Genomic DNA, 25,334 nt, shown 5'->3' on the forward strand with positions numbered 1-25,334 from the left:
CAAAGCCATCCAAACTATAAAAGAAAGCCATAACGTGTATGGTCTTGACAACGAAGTCTAATATAAAGCTATTGCTGTGAAGAGCATACCCAATAATAACAGAATCCATTTCGAATTGTTCATTGTGAGCGGTTATGACACTAATATACAGAATTGTCGTGCATTAAAAAATGTCAAATTTATTTGACATTTGTAAAGTTTATTTTACATTTGGTAAATCAAACTTTACAGCAATGAAACCTTTATTCTTATTTCCATACTGGGGGCGTTATTTGGGCTACTTCCTGGTGGTTGTACATGTGCCTATTGTGTTGTATAAAAAACAACTAATGGGAATGCATGGGGGTGATATGGCCGAGGGCATTTTTAACGGACGCCACCTGTTTTTTATGTCGACAACCCTGTTAATGGCCATTGGTTTATTTATCGCGGCGTTCTCAAAAGAAAAAATTGAGGATGAGCAGATTGTGCGGCTCCGGCTCGATTCGTTACAGTGGTCGGTATATGTTAATTTTTTATTTTTGATCGTCAGCCTCATTTTTTCTACAGATACCGAACATATTTTATTTTTAAATTTACTGGTGCCCCTTGTATTCTTTATTATCCGTTTCAGGTGGAAGATTTTCCAGAATAACCGTTTAATTAAAGAATAGCAATGAAAAACAACATCCGTATTGAGCGGGCCATTAAAAACATAACCCAGGCCGATTTGGCCCAGGCTATAGGGGTATCGCGGCAAACCATTAATACCATCGAAAGCAACCGTTATGTACCGTCTACCGTGCTGGCTCTAAAAATTGCCCGGGTGTTTGGCAAGCCGGTAGAGACTATATTTATATTAGATGATGAAGATTAATTAAACCTGATAACGATGAAAGATAAACCGGTTTTTGCCCCCGAACTGGCCATACCCAATGGCGTAAAAGACATTAGCTTTTATATTGATGCTTTTGGCGCAGAGGAACTCCGGCGTTTCAGTAACGATGATGGAACTATACATGTGTCGGAATTATCTATCAACGGAGCCATCTTTCATCTGCACGAACAAACGTTACACTCGGGCCTACATAGCCTGGCAGGCGGTAGGCATTCTGTCGTTATTGGGCTATTTGTAGCGGATGTGCATGCCGTTATTGAGCAGGCTGTTGCTGCCGGCGCAAAAACCACCTCGCCTGTGCAGGATTATGATTATGGTTACAGGCAAGGCGGCATTGAAGATCCATTTGGGCACCGATGGCAGATACAGAAGTCGATATAGAGTCAAGAAGTTAGAATCAAGAGATAAGACGAAAAACACAATCTTAAAATAAAAAACGCTATGGCAAACCAACCAACTTTTGGTAACGGCAAGATCTGTTATATCGAAATCCCGGCGAATGATGTCGCGGTATCAGCGGCTTTTTTTCAAAAAACGTTTGGCTGGCATATCCGGCAGGATAACCAGGGGAATGCCTCTTTTGATGATGGTGTGGGCCAGGTAAGCGGCATGTGGATAACCGGCCGCAAGCCCCAGGCAGAACCAGGCCTTATTATTTCTATTATGGTTGATGATGCCGAAGTTACCGTGGAAGCGATTGCAGCCAATGGCGGCAATATAGTGCAACCAATAGGTAAAGATTTACCTGAGATAACCGCACTTTTTACAGATCCGGCCGGTAATTTATGGAGCATTTATCAGCATAGAGGGTAGGAGAGAATCAAGAAATTAGAGTCAGGAATCAAGACAGGAGTTTTTGGGTAATAACAATTTTGCTTAATCTTGCATCTTGATTCTAACTTCTTGACTCTGACAATACATGCGTTTTGATATCATTTCTGTTTTACCGGGTTTACTGGAAAGCCCATTTGCACATTCTATTTTACAGCGTGCCCAAAAAAAAGGCATTGCCGAAATTCATGTGCATAACCTGCGCGATTACTCAACCAGCAAACAAAAAAGTGTAGACGATTATCCCTACGGTGGAGGCAGCGGCATGGTAATGACCATCCCTCCCTTTGCGGCCTGTATCGAAAAGCTAAAAGCCGAAAGGGAATATGATGAAGTGATATTTATGTCGCCAGATGGCGAACGACTTAACCAGGCCATTGCCAACCAGCTTTCAATTAAAGGCAACATTATTATTTTATGCGGACATTATAAAGGAATTGATCAACGCATCCGCGATATTTACGTTACCCGCGAAATCAGCATAGGCGATTATGTACTATCAGGTGGCGAATTACCGGCAGCTGTTTTGGTGGATGCTATTGTACGGCTAATCCCCGGTGTGCTCAGCGACGAAACCTCGGCCCTTAGCGACTCGTTCCAGGACGATATGCTGGATGCCCCGGTTTATACCCGCCCGGCCGATTGGAATGGCCACAAAGTACCCGATATCCTTTTAAGCGGCAATACTCCCGAAATTGAAAAATGGCGCTTTGAGCAAGCTTTGGAACGCACCAGGCTGAGGCGACCGGATTTGCTGGAGTGATGAGGTTGCATGACATGATTTCATTTAATGCTTATCCGCCCGACAGGACACTCCGCCCAGAGATTATTTTTTTCGCGCCGGCGCTTAAAAATCAAGCAATTATCGATATTGCATGTAAATAGAACCCCGGCAAATGAAAAACTCTCCAGCGGTAACAGAAGCTGCGAAAATTGGTGGCAGCAGGCTAATCTCGGTTGATGCGTATCGTGGCTTTGTGATGATGCTGATGATGGGCGAAGCGCTGTCATTTAAGGAGGTGTATAGTAAGCTGCCCGGTAGTACGTTTTGGAGTATCCTGGCCTTTAACCAGGATCATGTTGCCTGGGCCGGCTGTTCGCTTCATGATATGATCCAGCCATCGTTTTCATTTTTGGTTGGCCTTGCTTTGCCTTTTTCCATAGCCGGCCGCATGGCTAAAGGTGATAAGTTCCCCTCATTGTTAAAGCATGCTTTGCTGCGCTCTGTGATACTTATTGCCCTGGGCATTTTTTTACGTTCTATGTGGTCTAAGCAAACGTATTTTACTTTCGAAGACACCCTGACCCAGATAGGCCTGGGATACACCTTCCTGTTTTTACTTGGTTTTTGCGGGCAACGGATACAAATTATTGCACTTATTGTAATTCTTGTGGGGTATTGGGCTGCTTTTGCAGCATATCCTTTGCCAGGCAGTGGCTTTGATTACGCTACGGCAGGTGTACCCCAAAACTGGGAACATAACTTTACTGGTTTTGCCGCACATTGGAATAAAAACACCAACCTGGCCTGGGCCTTTGATCGCTGGTTTTTAAACCTGTTCCCCCGCGAAGCCTTCTTTACCCACAACAATGGCGGTTATGCAACACTCAGCTTTATACCAACCCTTGGCACCATGATTATTGGCCTACTGGCTGGCAACCAACTGCGTAATGGCACTACACCGTTTGTTTTGGTGCGCCGCTTTGTGATAACCGGGATTGGTTTAATAGCCATTGCTGCCTTATTACATTTTACAGGCATAGCTCCTATTGTAAAACGCATCTGGACGCCCGGCTGGGTGTTGTTTAGCGGCGGATGCTGCTTTTTGCTGCTTTCCTTTTTCTACGGTGTTATTGATGCAGCAGGGCGCAAAAAATGGCCGCTGCTGCTGGTGGTAATAGGCACAAACTCCATAGCGGCCTACGTGCTGGCCGATGGTTTTGGCTCCTTTATCAGGGAGAGTTTATATATTCACCTGGGCCGTAACTACGATATGGTTTTTGGCGATGCTTACAGTACGCTCATTAAAGGCACGCTTGTGTTGGCTATACAATGGCTTATCCTGTTTTGGATGTATCGTAAAAAAATATTCATTAAAATTTAGATAGGATTTTGGTGGTTGTCTGTGTTAATGAAACTCCTGCATGCACTGTGCGTAAGTAGCCCCAATGGGAATGCTGTGCTCGTTGATATTGATTTGCGCCCTGTCAAATTTGCTGATTTTATCGCGGGCTACTATAAAGGCCCGGTGCGTACGGATAAACTTTTTGGCAGGCAGCATCAGCAACATATCGGTAATGGTTATCCTGCTACTTAATGAGCTGCCGCCCTGCAGGTATATTTTGGTATAGTTGCCGGCCGCTTCAATAAATAAAATGTCGTTCAGCTTAACTTTAATTTGTTCGTACCCATCTTTTATAAATATAGCTGCTGTCTCTTCTTCACCTCCGCCGGGTTTGCTGCGCAAAACATACAACTCATGGGCTTTGTTACAGGCCTTTAAGAAACGGGGCAACGAAAACGGTTTCAGCAGGTAGTCAACGGCATCCAGCTCAAAGCTTTTTACAGCATGTTCAGAGTAAGCCGTTGTGAAAATAACCATTGGCGGGTTGGCAATACTGCTTAAAAAATCAATTCCGCTGATGTCGGGCATTTTAATATCAAGGAACAGCAAATCTGTTTTGTTTTTTTGCAGATAGGTTAGCGCATCAAATGCATTGGTAAATGTTTCCTTCAGGTCAATAAAGGAAACTTTGGCCGCATGCGTCTTTACCACATCAAGGGCTATGGGTTCATCATCAATGGCAATAGCTATCATCCCTTAAAATTAATTATTAATATCCAGCTGTATAGTTAGGTGCATAAAAAACTCCTTGGCGTTCTCATGAATAACCAAATCGTGACGGTTTGGATAAAGCAGCGCAAGCCTTTGTTTTACATTCTCGAGCCCAATTCCGCTTTGCCCTTTCTCGGGGTCGTTATCATGGCGTATGTGGATGCTGTTGTGCACATCAAAGTAAAGCGTGTTGCTATCGGTTTGCAGGGTAACTTTTATATGCGATGGGTTTTGCAGGCTTATGCCATGTTTAAAAGCATTCTCCACAAACGGAATTAGCAGCATAGGGGCAATTGTTAGCATGCCCTGGTAGTCCTCAATATGGCTTTCGATGATAACGCCCGAGGAGGTAGACGTACGCAGCTTTTGCAGCAGGATATAGTTTTTAAGATAATCAATATCACGCGATAACAGGATTTTGTCGCGCACGTTTTCTTCCAGCATAAAGCGCATCATGTCGCCCAGTTTTTGAATGCCTTCGCTGGTGCGCTCGGCATTTTCCTGCAGGGCGGTGCCATAAAGCGTATTCAACGCGTTGAATAAAAAGTGCGGGTTGATTTGCGATTTTAAAAAGTTAAGGTTGGCATCTGACTGGCCAAGCTCGGTTTTAAGCGTTTTAATTTCCTCGTCTTTTTTAGCGCTGCGCCTTTTATAAATATTGCGGGCCAGCGGCATTACAATAAACAACTGTGTTAAAAAATTTAGAAAAACCAACGTAGCGATGTTTTCAGCGTCGCCAATATTAATAACCAGTACAAATATAGCGGCCGGCCTGGTTAATCCGTTTCCTCCTTCAAAGGCCAGGCAAATGAGATACAACACCAGCGATGACAGTAAAGCAAGCAGGAACATGCGGAAGAAATAATAGAGGATATTCTTGTTCTTTAACTTCTGGTTTGGCAGCAGCACATACATAGCATACAGATATAATACAACTGCGGCCGCTGCATCGAACGAAGCATAAATTCGCAGGGTAGTCGGTGTTGATAAATACAGTAAGCCAACATTAATTAATATCCATGATGCGGTAAGTAAAGCAGCTTCAAAATATAAAGCGCTATCCCTGTTTTGGCGATTGCGGTTAAAATAAATGAACAGTATTTTAAGGGCGAGTAAAGCCGTGAAATATATACTTATAATACCCGCTAAATAACAGAGCACGATAAAAATAAAAATAAACAGGGAGCCTTTTAATGTATCTCCGCCATCGCCCTCAAAAGCAGGGGCAAGGTAAAAGCAAAGCAGCATATAAATGATAAATGTTACCAGGTAACTAAACAATACGGGCATAAGTGTGGTACTTAATGCTGCGGGAGCAACAAATTGCTGCCCCGCCCGGAGCATGTTATTCGCTGTTATTTGGTTATCCCTCAAAATATCAAATATCGAAAGCAGCAGCGCCGCTATAATGCAGCCGGTTACTACCCAAAACTCAATCCGGGTTACATCGTTTTTAAACTTAAAGGTTATTTGCTTAAACATTGCTTGTGTGATTTAAGGTATATGTGTTTACAGGTACAATGGTACAAAAGCTATTTGTCCGAATAATTAAAATGTGATAAACCACCCAAAAAATGTGACGGATACTGTCAAGAAGAGGCTTCTGAGCCGCTGCGCTTATTATTGCCCACATGATATTCTAAATCCCCGGCTCCATTTGGTGTAATATTTACACGCCTGTAAAATCTCTTAAAGCGCTGTTAATCATTAGTTAACATTTGGAACTGGGAAAAAGATGTTTATTTTTTTATTTCCCTAAAAATCAGGCATAATTTTATTTAATTTGGTTTCATAACCAATTATTACCCGGCACCTATTTGCCGATAAGTTAACATCTATTTTATTTCATGCTAACAACATAAGCGTTTTTTTGCACAAAAATATCGTTGGCTAATATTCTTTGGGCCGGCAATGATCTTACACAAAAGGGTATAAAATTAAATCAACACTATGAAAAAAAACTACAGATTCATTTTAAGGCTATTTTACGACGCTCGGCAAGTAGCCGGGCTGCTGCTTTTTATGCTGATAGCCTCTGCAAGCGCATTTGCGCAAAGCACCTCAATCAGGGGTACCGTTACCGATGAAACCAATGCTCCCCTGCCCGGTGTTGTGGTAACTGTAAAAAGTACAGGCAAAGCTACAACAACTAACAGCAACGGTGTTTACCAGGTAACCGTAAGCGGCGCCGATGACGTTTTGAAGTTTACGTTTTTAGGCTCGGTACCTAAAGAAGTAACCGTAGGTAGCAAAACGGTTGTAAATATTACTATGGTAACCGATATCAAGCAGCTTAAGGACGTTGTGGTTATTGGTTATGGCACGGCAAGCCGTAAAGATGTAACCGGCGCTATTACATCGGTAAAAGCTGAAGATTTTAACGCGGGCGTTTTAACTACTCCCGCCGAACTATTACAGGGTAAGGTAGCTGGCTTAAACATTACCAAAAGCGGCGACCCTAACAAACAGCCTGCAACTATTTTAAGGGGACCATCAACCCTGCGTGAGGGTGCTGCGCAACAGCCATTTTATGTTATCGACGGTGTTCCTGGTGCTTCTATCGATCTGCTTGCGCCGGCGGATATTGAAAGCATTGATGTGTTAAAAGATGCGTCGTCTACAGCTATTTACGGTTCACGTGCTGCAAACGGTGTAATTATAGTTACTACCCGCAGGGCCAAAGCCGGGCAAACAAGGCTAACTTACAGCGGTTATGGTGCTGTTGAGAATGTATCAAAAAACATTGACGTACTTACCGGCGATCAGTTGCGCCAATACCTGGCCGACAATGGTGTAAAAGCATTGGCCAAGCCTACTGATGATGACGGTTCCAATACCAATTGGCAAAAGCTTGCCGAAAGAACAGGTTATTCTCAAAACCATAACCTTTCATATGGCGGCGCTGGCACCAATTCGGAGTATGGCGCAAGTGTAAACTATATGAAAAACAATGGTATACTAAGAAATACCAGCCTTGAGCGTACTATTTACAAAGGTTATATTAACCAGCGGTTTTTTAATGATCGTTTAAAACTGGGCATCACCCTTACCAACAGTGTTACCAAAAACAACGATATATTTCAAAGCCAGGTGTTATCGGGTATTTTATTCTACCTGCCAACGGTTAGCCCCTTTAACCCCGATGGTACCTACAAGGAAAACTACTCCCGTACTGGTAGTGGCCCGTTAAACCCGCTGAGCTTAATCAATAACAACTTCACCAAAACAGAGAATAACAAAACGCTCATCAATGGTTTTGCCTCTGTGGATATATTAAACGGGTTAAAGTTTACCATATCTGGGTCAACGCAAAAAGAACAAAACAACGTCAATACATATTCTACAAGCCAATCGGGCATATATGTTAACGCAAATGGTGTAGCTGTACGCAGTGCTTACACTAATACAAGCAACGTTGTTGAAGCTTATTTTAACTATGATCGTGTTTTTGGTAAGCACTCGCTGAAGTTATTAGGCGGTTACTCTTATCAGCAAGATCGTAATAATGATGGATTTGGTGTGCAAACTCAGGGCTTTTCAAATGATGCTTTAACTTATAACTTCCTGGCCCTTTCTAATCCCACCCAGCTTTCGCAAATAGTTTTCAATCCTAACTATATCTCAACTTTGAGGTTCATATCATTTTACGCACGTGGCCAATATGAATTTTCGAATAAATACCTGTTTCAGGCTTCACTCAGGGAAGACGGATCATCGGCATTTGGTATTAACCAGCGCCATGGTTACTTCCCGGCTGTTTCTGCAGGATGGAAGATCACTAACGAAGAATTCATGAAATCTATTCCGGTTATCAGCGACCTGAAATTAAGGGCTGGTTACGGTGTATCAGGTAACAGTTTAGGCTTCGACGCCTTTACCGCGAGGTTAATTTACGGTGTTCCTCCGGGCGGCGGTAAATTTTTAAGCAATGGTAATATTGTTAACCCTATTGGCCCTGTACGTAATGATAACCCCGATTTGAAATGGGAAAGTACAGCAACCACCAACATTGGTTTGGATTTCGGGATCCTGAACAACCGTATCACCGGTTCGGTTGATTACTATATCAAGAAAACATCCGATCTGATCTACACTTACCCGGTATCAACCACATTGTATTTCTATCCATTCTATACGGCTAACGTAGGTAAAATTAAAAACAGTGGTATCGAGGTTGTTATCAACGCAGTGCCGGTAAAAACACGCGATTTTACCTGGCGTACTTCATTCAACGTTTCGCATAACAAAAACGTTGTACAAAGTTTATCAAACAGCCAGTTTGGCCTTAACTTTATTCAAACAGCCCAGTTAGGCGGTAAAGGTCAGTCAGGTAACTACAGCCAGATCATTCAGCCTGGCTATGCTATTGGTACGTTTGACCTGTGGCATTATTTAGGTAAAAACGCTAACGGCGTAAGTACCTATCAAAAGGCCGACGGATCAACAACCGCTACCCAACCGCTTACCTCCGATCAGTTTATTAAATACGATGCGCAACCTAAACTGATTTACGGCTGGAGCAATAGTTTCTTCTATAAAAACTTCGACGTAAACTTCCTGGTACGTGGTGTATATGGAAACAAAGTATTGAACGCAACCCTTGCCTCGCTAAACAACCCGGCCGACTCAAAATTGCAGAATATCCCTACGTTTACGTTAGGCGAATCATTTAAGGATATCAATGCGTACCTGATCTCTGATCGTTTCCTGGAAAGTGGTTCATACCTGCGTTTAGATAACGCTACTTTGGGTTATACCATTAAGCCACATATCCAGGCCTTTAAAAGCCTGCGTTTTTATGCATCGGGCAATAACATTTTTATCATCACCAAATACCGTGGCGTTGATCCCGAAATTAATATTGGCGGCCTGACCCCGGGTATCGATAATCGCGATTTCTATCCTAAAACACGCACGTTCAGCTTAGGCATAACTGCACAATTCTAAAAAATCAGAAGGAGATAAAAAGATGAAAAAGATATTAATAATATGTGCCGCAATTGCCGTGATCATGAGCACATATTCATGTACAAAATTAGATGTACCTGTTGAATCACAATACGTAAAAACAAATTTCCCGGTTACCGATGCCGATTATACCGCATTACTGGGTACAATTTATTCAAACCTGTCTGCAAGCTACGCGGTGCCTTACTGGCGCATGCAGGATATGTCTACCGATGAGGCCATTTTGCCCGCCCGTGACGGTAACTTTGACGACGGCGGCCAATACAGGCAATTACACTACCACACCTGGACTTTTGACCACCCCAACGTAATAGGTGTTTGGCAATGGGGTTTTGGCGGTATCAACACCTGTAACCGTATCATCAGCGTAATTAACGCTTCATCGTCTTCGGCTACAAAAAAAGCGGCCTCTGTTGCCGAAGTTAAAGCAATGCGCGCCCTGTACCTTTATTTTATGATGGATTTGTACGGCAACGTACCTATCATAACCGATTTTCCGGTAACTGTACAGCCCGCCAACCAACCGCGTGCCAAAGTGTATGCGTTTATTGAAAGCGAACTTAAAGCCGTTTTACCTTTATTGCCGGCTAAAAGTAATAACGGACCAACAAATGTATCGCAGTATGGCCGCCCAACAAAAGGCATGGTGTTCGCCCTCCTTGCAAAAATGTACCTAAATTCGGGCGTATACACCGGTACCACCCGTTACCAGGAAACCGTTACCATGTGCGATAGCGTACAGGCCAACACCAACTATTTCCTGGATGCCAAATACAGGGACATATTTTTGCCAACAAATGGCCCTGCAATTAATGAAACCATATTTGCAGTACCTTACGATCAGCAAATACCGGGCAACCAGTTTACCCGTTTTGGTTTCTTTTACTACCTGGTTAATGCATACGGCTTTAACGTGGGTTTAAGTATTGCCATGAGCACTACGCCCGAGTTTTACAACCGTTTTAACATTCCGGGCGACGACCGTACCAAAACATGGCTGGCTGGCCCGCAATATTATCCGGACGGTAATGGCGGCTTTACCAATCAGCCGGTTTACTATCCTGTGGGAGCTGCGGGCGTTCCGCCAAACACACAAATTAACATCATTCCCACTTTAACCTTAACAGGATTGAAGCCAATGGATTTGGGTAATGATGTGCTTACTTCGCAATCAGAAGGGGTACGTTCACTAAAATACTACCCGGATGTTAACATCATTCAGGCAACCCGGTTAAACAGTAATGATGTACCGGTATTCCGTTTGGCTGATGTTTACCTGATGAAAGCAGAAGCTATATTACGCGGGGCAACGCCAACTACCATAAACGGCGAAGTGCAAATCCCGCTTACATTGGTAAATAAGCTGCGTACCCGTGCCCACGCGCAGGTAGCCTCGTCAATTGATTTGGATGGCTTGCTGGATGAGCGCGCACGTGAGCTTTCATGGGAAGCATGGCGTCGTAATGACCTGATCCGTTATGGTTTGTTTGAAAAAGAGTATCCGCTGCCGGTTGCCGGTGGTAAAACGGATGACCTGAAAATGAACACCGATCCTACCCGCAGGTTATACCCAATTCCATCAACCGAATTAAAAACAAATCCTAACCTGGTGCAAAACCCTGGTTATTAATATTTGTTAATGGATAATAAGCGCAAAGGACACGTCTTTTGCGCTTATTTCATTTTAATTTGATAGCTAAATAATATAATACTATGAAACTCATTAGCGGCTTACTGTTTAGCCTTTTATTCCCCCTAACCGTTTTAAAAAACGATCCGGATGATATTACCATCAACAAAATACAGGTGATCGGATCGCACAACAGCTACAAGCGGGCCATCGATCCCAAACTGTTTAAGTTTTTGCAGCAACGCGATTCTGTTGGTATGAGTAAAATTGATTATGAACACATCGGTCTGTCAGATCAGCTTAATTTGGGCCTTGGCGCTCTGGAGATAGATGTTTATGCCGATGCCAAAGGTGGCAAATATGCCCACCCGAAAGGATTGGACTGGGTACCTGGCCAGCCGGCTTATGATACCGAAGGCGTAATGAAAGCTCCCGGCTTTAAGGTTTTTCACGTGCAGGATATTGATTACCGCAGTAACTGTTTAACCTTTAAACTTTGCCTGCAGGAGTTAAAAAAATGGAGTGACGCCCATCCCGGTCATGGCCCTGTTTTTATTACCATGAACGCTAAGGATGAGCCGATGAAGAAGCCCGGCTTTACCATCCCCGAAAAATTCAACGCGGCTACATTTGCTGCATTAGATAAAGAGATTTTAGATTACCTGGGCAAACAATACGTAATAACCCCCGACGATGTAAGGGGAAAGTACAAAACGCTGGAAACCGCCGTATTGCACAACAACTGGCCAACGCTTAAAGCCGCCAAAGGCAAGTTCATTTTTATTTTGGATGAAAAAGGTGCCAAACGGGCCGCCTATATTGCCGGTCATCCATCGTTAAAAGGCAGGGTATTATTTGCCGATGCCATGCCCGGTACGCCCGAAGCTGCTATCCACATCATGAACAATGCTAAAAAAGACCTTGTTGCAATAAAAGCACTGGTAAAAAAAGGCTACATCATCCGCACCCGTGCCGATTCGGACACCGAGGAAGCCCGTAACAATGATAAAAGCTCATTTGTGGCCGCGCAAAAATCGGGCGCCCAAATTATCAGCACCGACTATTACAAAAAAAGCACTCACTTTAAATCAGATTACGTGATCAGTTTTGCTGATGGCACCTATTTTAAAGTTGATCCGTTGTTTAAGGCAACGGCGGCAGTTGGTGGAAAATAACAAGCCATTAAAGTAGTGATACATCAAAGGGTTTAATGGAGTCTGGAGGTAACTAATCGAAAACTGAAAGCAATATGTATTAGATGGAAAAGGATCTTTAGATAACTTAGGATCCTTTTTTGTTAGAGAAATATATTTTTGATGTGTAAATAGCTAATTAGAACAACATGGTTATACGCTCAAAGGGTCTGATATTCTATTTACTTTTTAATGTTTTAATAATATATTTGTAGTATAAGGATAAGATAAATGAAACTGGTAATTGACATAGCTGATAACAAAGCCGACGCCTTTCTGGAGTTGCTTAAAGGCTTTTCTTACGTAAAAGCCAAGCATCTGTCTGCTCCCGATGCTGAGGTACTGGAAGAGTTAACTCATCTTAAAAAAGCGTTGGCTCTTGCTGAAAAAGTAAAAGCGGGCAAGATCAAAAGCCGTCCGGCATCCGAACTATTGAATGAGCTATAGTGTTCGTACCATCCAGCCGTTTGACAAACAGTTTAAACGGTACTTGAAAAAATACCCTTCGCTTAAAGTTGAACTGACAATACTAATTAACAAACTGGCAGAAAACCCTGAACTTGGTACAGCCATTGGCCATGATTGCTATAAAATCCGGGTGGCAATTGCGTCTAAGGGCAAAGGCAAGGCTGGTGGCGCAAGGGTGATTTCGTGTGTTGTAGTTAAAAAAGAAGAAGTTTACTTGCTTTATATGTATGATAAATCTGAGCAATCGACAATCACAGATAAGGAGTTGTTACAGTTATTAGATTATATTCTTTAGTTCTCGTTTTACGCATTTTCGGAGACGGTTGTGAATTACAACACGATAGCCGTGTTGCTTTGGACGGACGTATAACTGCCTTTCTGAAATAATTATCCACCCCCTGCAACGATTTTCTGTTTACCGCTGTCTTATCTACATAAACCAAACAAAAGCATCATGAAAACATATATTCTCTCGGCATTACTTGCCTGCCAAACCATAGCGGCTATAGCGCAGGATAATGACGGCAAAACCCCATACCTAACCAAATCGCTCGCAAGCGATGCCATCAGCAGCGTTGTGGTAAACACATCGGCCGGTGGTATTGAAGTAAGCGGGCGCACCGGGCAGGCACCAAGGGTTGAAGTATACATCAGGGGTAATAACGGCCGCGATCTATCTAAAGAGGAAATAAAAAAACGCCTTGATGAAGATTACGACCTAAGCGTAACCGTAACCGGACACGAAGTACGTGCCATAGCCAAAAGCAAGCATGAAAACCAAAGCTTTAGCTGGAAAAAGTCAATCAGCATATCGTTTAAAATATTTGTTCCGCAACAGGTTGCTACCAATCTGAAAACAAGCGGTGGCGGCATCCGTTTGGATAACTTAAAAGGCAATGAAACATTTACCACCAGCGGCGGCGGTTTGGAAGTTGACAGGCTTTACGGCACCATCAAAGGCACCACATCGGGCGGCGGAATAAGGGTTACCAACAGCGGCGATAACATTAACCTGCAAACAAGCGGTGGCGGTATTGAGGCTAAAAACCTTACAGGTAAAATCAGCCTGGAAACATCTGGAGGTGGCTTGCGCCTCGAAAATTTAAATGGTACAGTAAATGCCCATACCAGCGGCGGCGGTGTTGAAGGCAGCAATATTGAAGGCGAGCTGGTTACCAGTACATCGGGCGGCGGCATCGACCTTAAAGGTATGAACTGCAGTCTTGACGCATCAACAAGCGCCGGCAATTTGCGTGCGCAAATGGTTAAAGTAGGTAAGTTCCTGAAACTGGATGTAAGCTCGGGCAATATCGATTTGCAGCTGCCTGCAAACCAGGGCCTCAGCCTTGATATCCGTGGCGATGCCATTAACCAGCACCCATCAAAAATAAATGGATTTACCGGGCAGTGGGACAACGAACATATCAAAGGCACTGTAAACGGCGGCGGCGCACCGGTAACGGCCGGAGCTTCTAGCGGTAACGTTAGTGTAAGGTTTAACTAAGCAAACAAACCAATCAACCATATAGTGGAAGCTCCGGGCTGGAAGGTCAGGGGCTTTTTTTGTGTTTAGAGAAAAGTAACAGCTTTGCTCCGGTTTTCAAAAAGATGTTTTCCAAAGGAGCATGTTATAAGTTCACCCACGTGTATTTTGTATATCAGTTGCCCCGTACTGCCTCAATAAAGTTTCTATTTCGGGATGGTAACCCATCGGGTAAAAAAGATGGAAGGATCGGCGCCGCCGGATGGCATGCCAGAATAAACGCGAACATGATCAACGGCCATCAGGATCATGATGCCTCCGTGTAAAATATCTATGGAGTGGATACGCGCGCTGTTTGCCGGGGATATTTCAGAATTGATCATTGTCAATGCTTGCTAAGTTGACGTATAAATATCTGAAAAACAGGTGGTAGAGAAAAAACGCTTCAGGGATATTTATAGACAAGCATGACGTGTTCAGGTTAGCGTAAGATTCGAAATGTCCGCAGTTTGCTACTATCGGATCGGGACGTAGTTTGATTCGAACTTCCGGGCCGCCAAGGGCTTCTGAATTTTCAGCCGGTAGGTCTGCCACACTCAATGTAGGCTTATAACAAAAAAAACTTTTTTATTTGCTTTAATCGTTTAAAGTGCTACATTTGAATTCAATTCCAATTTAGCCCAATTATAATACCTGTATTTCTGTGAAAAAAGTGGTCCTGAAAGATATCGCCCAGCATGTTGGTGTTTCCACCGCACTGGTTTCGTATGTTTTAAACGGACAGGCTGTAGAAAAACAGGTAAGTAAGGAAAATGCCGAAAAAATAAGGCTTGCAGCTATAGAGCTCAATTATCAGCCCAACCAGGTAGCCAAAAGCCTGCGTATGCAAAAAACACACACTATTGGGCTGGTGGTGGCCGATATTAATTACAGGTTCAGTACCGGCATTACCCGCGCCATTGAAGCCGAAGCCAAACGGCTAAAGTACACCGTAATTTTTGGCAGCACCAATGAGGACGCCGATAAATTTGTCGAGCTTACCAATGTGTTGGTTAACCGGCAGGTGGATGGGCTGATACTGGTGCCCGGCGAGCAATCACAGGAGCAGATCCTGATGCTTCAGCGTTCTGGAATCCCGTTTGTATTGATAGATAGGTATTTCCCGGAGATAGATGCCAATTACGTAGCCCTGGATAATTATAAGGCCGCATACGATGCTACCACCTACCTTGCCCGCACCGGCCATAAAAAGATAAGTTTTATTAACCTGGAAACTAACCTGTTTCATTTACAGGAGCGTAACCGGGGATACTTGGATGCCCTAAAGGATAACCACCTGGAGCAACGCCCGGAATGGCTGCAGAAAGTGAGGGGGAAATTCCTGAACGAGGATATGGAAGGGGTGATAAAAAGTATCACGAACCCTTCCGATAGCTGCGACGCGGTGTTCCTGGCTACGGATACTTTATCCATTGCTGCGTTAAAACGGTTTAACACGTTAGGCGTAAAGGTTCCGGAAGATATTTCCTTATTAAGTTTTGACGAGGCCGACGCGTTCGACCTGTTTTATTGCCCCGTTACCCATGGGCGGCAGCCACTGGAAGAAATGGGGAACGCCGCGGTTAATACGCTGGTTGGCCTTATTGATAAAAAGAAGAGCCATAAACGACTTAGTTTTAACTCCACGTTTGTGGCCGGAAAATCATGCCGGGAACGATAATTTTTTTTGCCCCGTCACCTTAAACGATTAAAGCAATTTTTAAACCAAAATATAAACCCCAAAATAAAACAACCTAATATATGAACATAGCTATTACCCATTACTTTAATCGATTAAAGTGAAATTCTCCTTAATAAAACCAAGCTTAATGAGATGATTATGAAACCAAAATTTAAACCCAAATTAGTATGAAAAAATTTTTAACCATCATTCTTATGCTTTGTTACACCGGGGTGTATGCCCAGCAAAAGGTGGTAACAGGCACCGTAACCGAAAAGGACAGGGGAGCACCTCTGGCAGGGGTTACTGTAAAAACAAACAGCACAAGCGCCATCACTGACGTTAATGGGAAATTCAGTATTTCGGCTGCTTTAAATTCAACAATTACATTCTCATACGTGGGGATGCAAACTTTTACTTACACCGTTAAAGCAGGTAACTATCCGGTTTTGGTTGCCCTTGAGCCTCAATCGGGCAACCTGAACGAGGTGGTGGTAACCGGTTACCAAAGCCAGAAAAAGGCCGATTTAACAGGCGCCGTGGCGGTTGTGAAAATGACCGACATTAAAGACATCCCGCAGGGAAGCGCTACCAAAGCTTTACAAGGCCGGGTGCCAGGTGTGTACATTACTACCAACGGATCGCCCGAAGGCGGCGCCACGGTGCGTATCCGTGGTATAGGAACGCTGAATAATAACGATCCGTTATATGTAATTGACGGTGTACCTACAACCCGCGGCCTGGAAGAGATAAACCAAGCGGATATTGAATCGATGCAGGTGCTGAAGGATGCGTCGTCGGCAACTATTTATGGGTCAAGGGCGGCCAACGGCGTAATTATTGTAACTACCAAAAAAGGCAAAAGGGGCGTTAGCCGCATTGATGTTAACGCGTCATCGTCCTTACAGTATTACAACAGTAAGCTAAAAGTGCTGAACACACAGCAGCATGGCGAAGCCTACTTTAAGGCATCTATTAACGATGGTACCGACCCCAATAATAACCAGATATACCAGTTTGACTGGAATAAGGATTTTGCTAACCCGTTATTAAACAAAGTAATACTGCCCGATTTTATTGACGGAGCCAAAACCATGAAGCCCGCGGATACTAAATGGTTTGATGAAATTGGACAAACATCCCTGCTGCAAAACTATAACGTAGCCTTTAGTAACGGCGGCGAAAAGGGCAACAGCTTTTTTTCGGTAGGTTATTACGATAATAAGGGGATTGTAAAACAAACCCATACTAAAAAAGCCACCATTCGTTTAAATTCCGATTACAACTTTTTTAACGGGCGCTTAAAGGTGGGCGAGAACTTTAACCTTTCGTTTATTAACGATCGCCTTATTGATGTTAACGGGGTGCTGTTCACGGCCCTGGTGCAAAACCCAATTGTGCCGGTATATACAATTACCGGCGGCTGGGGCGGCCCGGCTGCCGGGATGACCGACAGGCAAAACCCGGTAAGATTGATACAGGACAACAAACAAAACCAAAGCTATTTTGGCCGCATAACAGGCAACGCCTTTGCGGATCTGGCCATACTACCCGGCCTGCATTTTAAAACCACCTACGGGGTTGATTATGATGGGCTGTACCAGCGTACCCTGCGTAAATCCTACGTTTCAGGTTTCCTTACCGATCCTTCAAACCTGGTTGCCAACTCGCAAAACTTTGATGGTAACCTCATCTGGCAAAATACATTTACTTATGATCTCAACCTTAAAAGACACCGCGTAAATGTGTTGGCCGGGCAGGAATCTATCCACTACATGAACCAAAACTTTACAGGCAGCAGGCAGGGTTATGCTTTAGAGGATATCAATTACGCATACCTTGATGCAGGTTCGTCAAACATCCTTAACGGGGGTAATGGCGGGGCATATTCACTCCTCTCCTACTTTGGTAAGGTAAACTATACTTTTGATGATAAGTACCTGGCCTCTGTTACTATCCGCCGCGATGGTTCATCGCGCTTTGGCGCCAACAACCGCTACGGTACATTTCCATCTGCAACGGTGGCCTGGCGTTTAAGCCAGGAGGAATTTATCAAACAGATTCCCGCTATCTCTGATCTAAAACTGCGTTACGGCTACGGGCAAACCGGTAACCAAACCATAGGCAATTACGCCACCAATTCGCTTTACGCGGCTATTTACGGTACTGTTCCAACATTTACCGCCGATAGGGGCACCGCCTATGACATTACCGGCGCAGGCACCGGAACATTGCCATCGGGCTTTGTCAAGATCCAGGAAGGCAACAGCTCACTGAAATGGGAAGGCACAAAGGAATCCAACTTTGGTATCGACTTTGGCCTGTTCGATCAGAGACTATCCGGATCGGTCGATTACTTTGTGAAAAAGACATCTGATATCCTGATCACGCCCGGTTACCTGGCTGTAATTGGCGAAGGGGGTACCAAAACCTTTAATGGCGCATCTATGCAAAATAAGGGTATCGAGGCTCTGGTAACTTATGATGGTCAGATCAATAAAGACCTGAACTTTACCATCAGCGGTAATATAGCAACCTTCCGCAATAAGGTAACTTATATACCATCCGAGGTGATCACGGCCTACCCGGGTAACGGCACTACGCAAACCATTATCGGCCACTCCATCAACTCTATTTATGGTTACGTGGCCGATGGTTTATTTACCAGCCAGGACCAGGTAACCAACTCCGCCGCGCAGCCGGGCAAGGGCATTGGCCGCATCAGGTATAAAGACCTTAACGGCGATAATGTGATTGATAATAACGACCGTGATTTTATAACCAGCGGCAATCCCGATTTCACTTATGGATTAAATTTCAACCTCTCGTATAAAAACTTTGATGTAGCCTTATTTTTCCAGGGTGTACAGGGAATCCAGGTTTACAACTCGTACAAAAACTATACAGATTTTACTTCCATATGGCCAGGTACCAACTGGGGACAGAGGGTGTTAAAGGCATGGTCGCCAACCAATACCGGCTCAACTATACCGGCATTAACATTGGTCGACAGGAATAACGAGGCGCGCACATCTACCTATTACCTGGAGAACGGGTCATATATGAAGCTGCGCAATTTACAGATAGGTTATAACCTGAAGGATGCCCTTAAAAAGTTTAAAGTACAGCGGGCAAGGATTTACCTGCAGGCCAATAACCTGTTTACCGTAAAAAGTAAGTCGTACACAGCCACCGATCCCGAAAATCCATATGGCGCGTACCCTATCCCCGCTATTACATCCATCGGGTTAGATCTTTCATTTTAACTGTAAAACTCAACAACATGAAAAAATATTTATTACTGATAGCCTGCCTGCTTGGGGCGCTTGCCTCCTGTAAAAAGGCGCTTGACGAACAGCCACAGGGCGTAATTGCCAGCGAACAATTAAACACACCGGAGAATGTAGAAAAGATGGTAACATCGGCGTATGCCGCGCTTGGCAACGAAAACCTGCATACATCAAACAGCCTGTGGCCATGGGGCAGCATGCGCAGCGGCGATGCCTACAAAGGCGGCGACGGGGTTGGAGACAACAGCGAATGGAACGATTACGAAACCTTTGTAACCAACCAAAACACCAATGGCCTTACCGACCAGATGTGGGCGCAGATATACAATAATATAGCCCGGGCCAACAATGCCCTGCTGCGCGTAAATACCATTAGCGAAGCCGATTATCCGCTTAAAAGATCAAGGCAGGGCGAACTACGCTTTTTACGGGGCAACCATTACTTTATGGCCAAAATACTATGGAACCAGGTACCTTACATTGATGAAAACGCGCCAACCGATACCTACATAACCATATCAAATACGGCCCTAACAAGCACCCAGCTTTGGGACAAAATAGCTGCCGATTTCAGGTTTGCGGCAAACTCCCTGCCTGCTACACAAGTAGACAAGGGCAGGCCCAATAAATACACCGCACTGGCCTACCTGGCCAAAACATTGCTGTACCAGGCCTATACCCAGGATGATAAGCATACTGTAACCGGCATCGACCAGGCTAAATTAAACCAGGTAGTTGGTCTTTGCGATAGCGTGATCAGCTTTAGCAGATACGCCCTGGCCGGCGATTTTGGCGATAACTTTTTGGCCGCTACAGAGAACGGCCCTGAGTCGGTTTTTGCTATCCAATATTCTAAAAACGATGGCACACCGTTTGGTCGGATAGATATGGGGCATTCGCTTACCTATCCCATGAATCCAGAATATGGCTGCTGCTGGCAACATATACCAAGCCAGGACTTGGTAAACAATTTTAAAACAGATGCCGACGGGCTGCCCCTGTTTACCGGCTATAACAACACCGATGCCACCAAAGCGAGCGACTTTTTAAATCAAACGTTCGATCCAAGGCTTGACCATACGGTTGGTATCCCCGGCCATCCCTTTAAGTATGTGCCTACTTTTGTATACCAAACTTCATGGGCACGTGCACCAGCCATTTACGGACCTTTTACCAGCATGAAGGATGATGCCGCGGCAAATGACCCGTCATTCCAAAAAATACCGCCCTTTATGTCGAGCTCCAAAAACTGGGAACTCATCAGGTTTGCAGATGTGCTGCTTTGGAAAGCCGAAGCACTTATAGAACTGAACCGCCCGTTGGAAGCCTTGCCACTTATTAATATGATAAGGCAGCGTGCTGCCAACAGCACGGCCAGGTTAAAACAGGCGGATGGATCATTTACATCCAGGTATAAAGTAACAACTTATCAGCCTGGCATCAACTGTACCTGGACACAGGATTATGCCCGTCAGGCCCTGCGCAAGGAACGTCGCCTGGAGTTTGCCATGGAGGGTAACAGATTTTTTGACCTGGTAAGATGGGGCATTGCCGATACCTACCTGAATAGTTATTTTACATCCGAATCTACCAAACGTACTTACCTTAAAACTGCTAAATTTACCAAAGGCAGGGATGAATATTTACCAATCCCGCTGAACCAGATCAATTATAGTAAGGGATTATATAAGCAAAATCCAGGCTTCTAACCAAAACAATATGAAACTAAAATCCAATGTCCTGTTAATAGCGGTGGTTGCAGCAACCGGCGGTCTGTTGTTCGGCTTTGATACCGGGGTTATTTCAGGGGCATTACCTTTTTTAAAACAATACTGGCATCTTAGTGATGCCAGTATTGAATGGATAACTACTACGGTGCTCATCGGTGCGGTTATAGGGGCCATTACCAGCGGGAAGCTATCCGACATCATCGGACGTAAAAAAATGATCATCATCAATGCCATCATTTTTACTGTGGGGGCATTGGGCTGTGCTTACGCCCCAAGTGTGTTGGTATTGATAGTTATGCGCATCATCATCGGCTTTGCCATTGGCATTACATCGTATGTGGTACCCATGTACATTTCCGAAATATCACCCGCGCGGGTAAGAGGGGCATTAGTTACGTTAAACCAGCTAATGATAACCTTGGGTATCCTGCTGTCATACATTACAGATTACTGGCTATCAAACGATAGTAATAATGAAAGCTGGCGCTGGATGTTCCTGGTTGGTTTTGTGCCTGCGGCCGTGCTACTTTTCGGAATGTTCTTTTTACCTGAAACCCCGCGCTGGCTTATCAGTAAAAACCGCTGGGACGAGGGTAAAAAGATAATCCTGAAACTGGAGGATGCCGATATGGTAGATAAGACGCTGGCCGACCTGCAGGATGAGATCACCACATCATCCAAACTTAAAGTATCTGCCGGCGAAATACTAAAGCCCTGGTTACGCGCGCCGCTTATCATCACCATTGGTATTTTCTTTTTTCAGCAGTTTTCGGGGGTTAATACCATCATTTATTACTCGCCCATTATTTTTAAAATAGCGGGTATAGTAAGCAATACGGCAAGCATCATCCCGGCTATAATTATAGGTGGGGTAAATGTACTGGCATGCCTGCTTTCGGTATTCTTGCTGGATAAAGTCGGCCGGCGCAAACTGTATTTTGTCGGCATCTTTGGCATGATCCCTTCACTTGCGCTGCTGGGCGCTTGTTTCCATTTTAAAGAAGCGTTGGGTGCAAGTCTGCCCGTTTTCGCAGTACTCAGCATCGTTTGTTATATCATTTTTATAGCCATAAGCCTGGCGCCGCTTGGCTGGCTGCTTATCTCCGAAGTTTTTCCGCTTAGCGTGCGCGGCGTGGGCATGAGCATAGGCTCGCTGGCACATTGGGGCTTTAACGCTGTTATAGCCTTTACATTTTTAAAACTGGTAAACCACCTCGGTATCGATTATACCTTTTGGAGCTATGCCCTTATTTGCGTTATTGGTGCCGTATGGGGGTATTATTACATCCCCGAAACCAAAGGAAAATCGTTGGAGGCTATTGAAAATCATTGGCGCAATGGCGATAGCCCGAAAGAAATTTAACCTGATTATTTATCCAAACATCATATGAAAAAAATACTATTCGCGTGCTTGTTGTGTACCACAGCATTCATATCCAGGGCACAGTTAGGCGTTAAGTACGATCCGACAGTTCAATCAACCAAAAGCATGCAGTACTTTAAGCCCAAGGGCAACCTGTTTGTGGGCGATTGCATACCCTTTTCAAAAGATGGGGTTTATTATTATTAYTGGCTGCTTGATTCGGCACACCATAAAAGTCTGAACGGTTTGGGCGGCCACCAATGGGCGCTCAGCGAATCGTCTGATTTAAAAAACTGGCAGCAATTCCCTTTAGTGCTTAAAATAGATGAGCCCTGGGAAAAATCCATTTGTACAGGTTCGGTGGTGTTTTACAAAGGCAAATACTACGCCTTTTACGCAACCCGCCTGCTTAATGAGGGCAAGGTGAACGAGCAGTTAAGCTATGCCATCAGCAACGATGGCGTAAACTTCGAAAAGCAAAAGCCCAATCCTTTTTATACATCGGCCCCTGGCTACAGCAAGCGCGATTTTAGAGACCCCAAGGTTTTTGTAGACGAGAAAACCGGCGAGTTCCATTTGTTTGTATCCAGCTGGCAGGAAAACACGGTGATGAAAAACAACGGCGGTGCCCTGGTACACTTATCCTCCAAAGATTTGAAAAACTGGACCGTTCACGAGCCTATCCTTACCGGGCAGGCCTCTACCCCAGAATGTCCCGACTACTTTTTCTGGAAGGGCTGGTATTACCTGATTTACAGCGATAACAGTAATACATCATACGTAAAATCAAAAAATCCGTACGGCCCCTGGGAGGCACCGCGTTACCAGGCCCTGAACGAAGATTGGTCGAACGTGGTTAAAACGGCCGAATTTAAAAACGGCAGGCGCATTGCCGCCGCCTGGGTACCCAACCGGTTTGAAGGTAAAGACAACAACGGCGAAATTTTTGGCGGTAACTCCTTGTTCAGGGAAGTTGGACAGGAATCCGATGGTACCCTCACCACCAGTTTTCCGGCAGAGATGGTCCCCGAAACTATGACGCCGATGGATCTTAAAATTATAAGCGACCAGCAATCTTCATCTGGCGATAACAACAGCATAATCATCAATTCGCCGGGCGGTGTTGGTTCAGCACATATCGAAAACGTACCGCTTAATTGCCGCATCACGCTCGAGATTGAGCCAATTGGTGCCAGCGAAGAATTTGGGCTTTACCTGCGCTCGGGCGAGCGTACCGAGGGGGGGTACCGACTCAATTTTTCGGCCCCTAATAAAACGGTAAAGCTGGGCAATACCACTATTGAGGGTGTTGATGGCTTAAGTAAACCCATCAAAATAGATATTGTAATGAAGGATGGGATCATTGACGTAGATGTAGACCATAAACGTACCATTGTTAACCGCACTTATGAACAAAACGGAAATTTTGCCTGGTTTTATGCCAAGCATGGCAAAGTAAATTTTAAGTCGATTACCGTAAGCGCCCTTAAACAAGATTAACATATATGCTATTAGGATTTGATATTGGTGGTACAAAGTGCGCGGTAATATTAGGTAAGGTTGCCGATAATGACGAGCTTATCATTGTTGACAAACGGGTTATCCCCACAAATAAACCCGTTTATGAAATGATAGACCTGTTGTTTATAACAGCAGAGTATTTATTGTTTGAGCACCATTTTAACACTGGTGATTTAAAAGGTATAGGCATCAGTTGCGGCGGACCGTTAAGCAGCAAAAAGGGGTTAATATTATCGCCGCCAAACTTAATTGGCTGGGACAGGGTCCCTATTGTAAAAATGGCCGAAGAAAGGTTTAAAGTAAAAACTCTGCTGCAAAACGATGCCAATGCCTGTGCCGTTGCCGAGTGGAAATATGGGGCGGGAAAAGGTATCGATAACCTCATCTTTTTAACTTTCGGTACCGGGATGGGTGCCGGTTTAATTCTGAATGGCCGGCTTTATTCGGGCCCATCCGACCTGGCTGGCGAGGTTGGTCATATCCGGTTATCAGAAACGGGGCCGGTTGGCTTTGGCAAGGCAGGTTCATTTGAAGGTTATTGTAGTGGCGGTGGTATTGCCCAGTTGGGGCAAATCAAAGCCCGCGAGAAACTCCAGGTTGGCCAAAAGGTTGGCTTTTGTAACAGTATTGACCAATTGCCAAACATTACGGCAAAAACTATAGCCGAAGCAGCCCTTAAAGGCGACGAGGCCGCTATTGACGTTTACCAAACCTGCGCAACATACCTCGGCCGCGGCCTGGCCCTGCTTATGGATATCCTTAATCCCGAAATGATTATCCTGGGCAGCATTTACGGCCGCGTGCAGCAGTTGCTTGAACCGGTTATGATGGAAGTGATTAAAAAAGAGGCCTATCACGAATCGGTGGAAGCCTGCCGGATAGTGCCTGCCGGACTTCATGAAAATATAGGAGATATGGCTGCCCTTTCATTGGCATTAATAAGTAAGGACGTGTAAATTATCGCCCCTCCATTAAAAAACAATCGCCTCGTTCTTTATACTACGTTATTGGTTAATGTATTTGCTCTTAAAACTCAACAGCAGTAGGCGACGGCTGTTGAGTTGGTTATAAAATTTAACATTTTAGTCCATTTTTATCCTGCTGCAATAACGATACTTGAACCGGTTGGATATTCTGTGGGAGGGCCGACCGAGTAATTCCGTATGATCTGTAGCGATCACTAGTTGTAGGCAGGTAAAAAAGGTAAACAGAACCGTAAACAAACTAAAAAGAGCATATCATAAAAGGCCAAAACCAACTATGATATGCTCTTAATCACTCTTTTTCAAGTCGGGATGAGAAGATTCGAACTTCCGACCTCCAGCACCCCATGCTGGCGCGATACCGGGCTACGCTACATCCCGAACTGTTTTTAAATAATGAACGACTCCGATCTTCCCGACTTCCAGTCGGGACGCGATAC

The 25,334-nt window shown here is 44.5% G+C and carries 21 protein-coding genes and 1 tRNA gene; 18 read left to right on the top strand and 4 right to left on the bottom strand.

Annotated elements, in window-relative coordinates; translation table 11 throughout:
• Positions 1–233 precede the first annotated feature (233 nt).
• The 6 genes from AC1DU2_RS02210 (at position 234) to AC1DU2_RS02235 (ending at position 3,813) form a co-directional block, all read left to right on the top strand.
• Positions 234–653, top strand: a complete 420-nt coding sequence (locus AC1DU2_RS02210) for a hypothetical protein (RefSeq protein ID WP_477382563.1) — start codon at positions 234–236, stop codon at positions 651–653.
• Positions 654–655: 2 nt separating this feature from the next.
• Positions 656–856 carry a helix-turn-helix transcriptional regulator gene (locus AC1DU2_RS02215; RefSeq protein ID WP_477382564.1) on the top strand — a complete coding sequence of 67 codons (201 nt, stop codon included), beginning with the start codon at positions 656–658 and terminating at the stop codon, positions 854–856.
• 15 nt (positions 857–871) lie between these two features.
• Complete coding sequence (locus tag AC1DU2_RS02220) at positions 872–1,258, top strand: VOC family protein (protein ID WP_477382565.1); 387 nt, start codon at positions 872–874, stop codon at positions 1,256–1,258.
• A gap of 60 nt (positions 1,259–1,318) precedes the next feature.
• Positions 1,319–1,690 (top strand): VOC family protein, encoded by a 372-nt coding sequence (locus AC1DU2_RS02225; RefSeq protein WP_477382566.1) that lies wholly within the window; start codon positions 1,319–1,321, stop codon positions 1,688–1,690.
• A 106-nt stretch (positions 1,691–1,796) separates the two neighbouring features.
• A complete protein-coding gene (gene trmD / locus AC1DU2_RS02230; RefSeq protein WP_477367326.1) occupies positions 1,797–2,471 on the top strand; it encodes a tRNA (guanosine(37)-N1)-methyltransferase TrmD in 675 nt (224 codons plus the stop codon).
• 133 nt (positions 2,472–2,604) lie between these two features.
• Complete coding sequence (locus AC1DU2_RS02235) at positions 2,605–3,813, top strand: acyltransferase family protein (protein WP_477382568.1); 1,209 nt, start codon at positions 2,605–2,607, stop codon at positions 3,811–3,813.
• 24 nt (positions 3,814–3,837) lie between these two features.
• Here AC1DU2_RS02235 and AC1DU2_RS02240 read toward each other — a convergent pair whose 3' ends face one another.
• Together AC1DU2_RS02240 and AC1DU2_RS02245 are read right to left on the bottom strand one after the other, a co-directional pair.
• The gene (locus AC1DU2_RS02240) at positions 3,838–4,527 is read right to left on the bottom strand and encodes a LytR/AlgR family response regulator transcription factor (protein ID WP_477382569.1); all 690 of its coding nucleotides are present in this window, start codon (positions 4,525–4,527) and stop codon (positions 3,838–3,840) included.
• Positions 4,528–4,536: 9 nt separating this feature from the next.
• A complete protein-coding gene (locus AC1DU2_RS02245) occupies positions 4,537–6,027 on the bottom strand; it encodes a sensor histidine kinase (RefSeq protein WP_477382571.1) in 1,491 nt (496 codons plus the stop codon).
• A gap of 468 nt (positions 6,028–6,495) precedes the next feature.
• On the opposite strand from AC1DU2_RS02245, the gene AC1DU2_RS02250 reads away from it, so the two are divergent.
• The 6 genes from AC1DU2_RS02250 (at position 6,496) to AC1DU2_RS02275 (ending at position 14,308) form a co-directional block, all read left to right on the top strand.
• Positions 6,496–9,492 (top strand): SusC/RagA family TonB-linked outer membrane protein, encoded by a 2,997-nt coding sequence (locus AC1DU2_RS02250; RefSeq protein ID WP_477382572.1) that lies wholly within the window; start codon positions 6,496–6,498, stop codon positions 9,490–9,492.
• 22 nt (positions 9,493–9,514) lie between these two features.
• Positions 9,515–11,143: a RagB/SusD family nutrient uptake outer membrane protein gene (locus AC1DU2_RS02255; protein WP_477367309.1), complete on the top strand. Its 1,629-nt coding sequence runs from the start codon at positions 9,515–9,517 to the stop codon at positions 11,141–11,143.
• Positions 11,144–11,226: 83 nt separating this feature from the next.
• Positions 11,227–12,318 (top strand): phosphatidylinositol-specific phospholipase C1-like protein, encoded by a 1,092-nt coding sequence (locus tag AC1DU2_RS02260; RefSeq protein ID WP_477382574.1) that lies wholly within the window; start codon positions 11,227–11,229, stop codon positions 12,316–12,318.
• Between the two features lie 249 nt (positions 12,319–12,567).
• Positions 12,568–12,783 (top strand): hypothetical protein, encoded by a 216-nt coding sequence (locus AC1DU2_RS02265; RefSeq protein WP_477367303.1) that lies wholly within the window; start codon positions 12,568–12,570, stop codon positions 12,781–12,783.
• Complete coding sequence (locus AC1DU2_RS02270) at positions 12,773–13,099, top strand: type II toxin-antitoxin system RelE/ParE family toxin (RefSeq protein ID WP_477382576.1); 327 nt, start codon at positions 12,773–12,775, stop codon at positions 13,097–13,099. Before AC1DU2_RS02265 ends, AC1DU2_RS02270 begins: the two co-directional genes overlap by 11 nt.
• Before the next feature lie 159 nt (positions 13,100–13,258).
• Positions 13,259–14,308: a DUF4097 family beta strand repeat-containing protein gene (locus tag AC1DU2_RS02275; RefSeq protein WP_477382578.1), complete on the top strand. Its 1,050-nt coding sequence runs from the start codon at positions 13,259–13,261 to the stop codon at positions 14,306–14,308.
• Between the two features lie 185 nt (positions 14,309–14,493).
• Here the strand turns inward: AC1DU2_RS02275 and AC1DU2_RS02280 are convergent, their stop codons facing one another.
• On the bottom strand, positions 14,494–14,670 hold the full coding sequence (locus AC1DU2_RS02280; protein WP_477382580.1) for a hypothetical protein: 177 nt from the start codon (positions 14,668–14,670) through the stop codon (positions 14,494–14,496).
• A gap of 320 nt (positions 14,671–14,990) precedes the next feature.
• Between AC1DU2_RS02280 and AC1DU2_RS02285 the strand changes: the two genes are divergently transcribed.
• The 6 genes from AC1DU2_RS02285 (at position 14,991) to AC1DU2_RS02310 (ending at position 24,867) form a co-directional block, all read left to right on the top strand.
• Complete coding sequence (locus tag AC1DU2_RS02285) at positions 14,991–16,007, top strand: LacI family DNA-binding transcriptional regulator (RefSeq protein WP_477382582.1); 1,017 nt, start codon at positions 14,991–14,993, stop codon at positions 16,005–16,007.
• 188 nt (positions 16,008–16,195) lie between these two features.
• Complete coding sequence (locus AC1DU2_RS02290) at positions 16,196–19,273, top strand: SusC/RagA family TonB-linked outer membrane protein (RefSeq protein WP_477382584.1); 3,078 nt, start codon at positions 16,196–16,198, stop codon at positions 19,271–19,273.
• 17 nt (positions 19,274–19,290) lie between these two features.
• Positions 19,291–21,006 carry a RagB/SusD family nutrient uptake outer membrane protein gene (locus AC1DU2_RS02295; RefSeq protein ID WP_477382587.1) on the top strand — a complete coding sequence of 572 codons (1,716 nt, stop codon included), beginning with the start codon at positions 19,291–19,293 and terminating at the stop codon, positions 21,004–21,006.
• A 10-nt stretch (positions 21,007–21,016) separates the two neighbouring features.
• On the top strand, positions 21,017–22,390 hold the full coding sequence (locus AC1DU2_RS02300; RefSeq protein ID WP_477382588.1) for a sugar porter family MFS transporter: 1,374 nt from the start codon (positions 21,017–21,019) through the stop codon (positions 22,388–22,390).
• A gap of 24 nt (positions 22,391–22,414) precedes the next feature.
• On the top strand, positions 22,415–23,890 hold the full coding sequence (locus tag AC1DU2_RS02305; protein ID WP_477382589.1) for a family 43 glycosylhydrolase: 1,476 nt from the start codon (positions 22,415–22,417) through the stop codon (positions 23,888–23,890).
• A gap of 5 nt (positions 23,891–23,895) precedes the next feature.
• Positions 23,896–24,867: an ROK family protein gene (locus tag AC1DU2_RS02310; protein ID WP_477367276.1), complete on the top strand. Its 972-nt coding sequence runs from the start codon at positions 23,896–23,898 to the stop codon at positions 24,865–24,867.
• A gap of 334 nt (positions 24,868–25,201) precedes the next feature.
• Here AC1DU2_RS02310 and AC1DU2_RS02315 read toward each other — a convergent pair.
• A tRNA-Pro gene (locus AC1DU2_RS02315) sits at positions 25,202–25,275 on the bottom strand.
• Positions 25,276–25,334: the final 59 nt, after the last annotated feature.

Source organism: Mucilaginibacter sp. P4_C11 (assembly GCF_056402115.1).